Source organism: Veillonella sp. (assembly GCF_018381775.1).
In the GTDB taxonomy this organism is placed as follows: domain Bacteria; phylum Bacillota; class Negativicutes; order Veillonellales; family Veillonellaceae; genus Veillonella.
Window position 1 is genome coordinate 1 of sequence record NZ_JAGZRH010000027.1, and the last position, 1479, is coordinate 1479.

A 1479-nucleotide genomic window follows, 5' to 3' on the forward strand; every position below is an offset into this window, starting at 1 on the left:
GGTTCTATAATTTTTAGGGTTGATGGAATTTTTCCACCAACCCTATTTTGTGTATACAAAAAGGCCAACATCCATTATATTAAAAGCGCTGAAACCTAAAACAAAAGGATGATGACCATATGAACAATATACTAGAAGCTACACTACAAATCAAAGATAAAAACATGATTTGGGATAATAAAGTTCAAGAGAAGGTATTTAAAAAGAGAAAATCTTTATTTTATTCAGCTACATATACGCATAAACCAGAATTTTGTACTGTTTGTGGATGTGTTAGCCAAAATAATAATATCGTTAAAAACGGCACGAAAACATCTCGTATCACTCTCTGTTCTGTTTCAGGCCTTCCGGCCTACTTAAATCTACGCAAGCAGAGATTTCTCTGTAGAGAATGCGGCTCTTCATTTACCGCAGACACTAGTCGAATCGTAGAAAAACACTGTCATATCTCTAAAAGATTAAAAAATGAAATCAAATCAAAAATTAGTGAAACAGTATCTGAAACATATATCGCAAAAGAAACAAATGTTTCAGTTCATACTGTAAGACGTATCATAGATGATACAGCACGATTATTGACCATTAAACCATTACACGATTTACCTGAGCATTTGTGTTTTGATGAATTTAAATCCGTTAAATCTTCCGATAGTAATATGAGCTTCATTATTTGTGATAGCACTACACACAAGCTGGTCGATGTTGTACGAGATAGAAAATCTTACAGTTTGAAACAATATTTTTATCGTTTTGAGCCTAAGACTAGATTAAAGGTAAAAACCATCTCTATCGACATGTACGTACCGTACATTCAATTAATAAAAGAAATGTTTCCTAACGCTAAAATTATCATTGATCCTTTTCACATCGTACAAGCCTTAAATAGAGAATTAAATCGAACTCGGGTACGTGTCATGAATCAGCATCGTTATAAAGACGCTAAATTATATCGAAAGTTAAAACATTATTGGAAGTTAATTTTAAAGAATCCTAATGAACTTCAGAACTATAAATATAATCGTTATAAGCTTTTTGAAAGCTTTATGACAACCCAAGGAATTGTGGATTATATCTTAGAAAACAATCCATCTCTTAAACATGATTATGAGGTTGTACATTCACTTCGTGAATGTATACAGGATAGAGATTATATAGAATTCAAGGAAACGATTGAAGCAGCTACGCAATTAGACCTATCTCCTGGGTTAAAAAGAGTATTAAAGACTCTTATGACTTACTTGCCATATATTCAAAATACTTGTGAGTATCCAACTAGAACAAATGGCCCTATCGAAGGAATAAACAATAAAATAAAAGTGCTTAAAAGAAATGCCTACGGTTTTAAAAACTATTACCATTTTAGAAACAGGATTATCTTAATAACAAAAATGTTTGGCCCAAAACAAAAAGGAATTAAGCAACAATTAGTTGCTTAATCCCTTCCTAAAATTCTTCATCAACACTATTTGACAAAGAGCC

At 31.9% G+C, this 1479-nt stretch carries 1 protein-coding gene; it reads left to right on the plus strand.

The window, feature by feature from the left end; all coding sequences use genetic code 11:
• Positions 1-119: 119 nt before the first annotated feature.
• Positions 120-1436, plus strand: a complete 1317-nt coding sequence (locus KH109_RS09640) for an ISL3-like element ISSpn3 family transposase (protein WP_084870161.1) — start codon at positions 120-122, stop codon at positions 1434-1436.
• Positions 1437-1479 lie beyond the last annotated feature (43 nt).

Coding starts and splice junctions, on each gene's coding strand:
- KH109_RS09640 (WP_084870161.1), top strand. CDS start 120: ATGAACAATATACTAGAAGCTACACTACAAATCAAAGATAAAAACATG.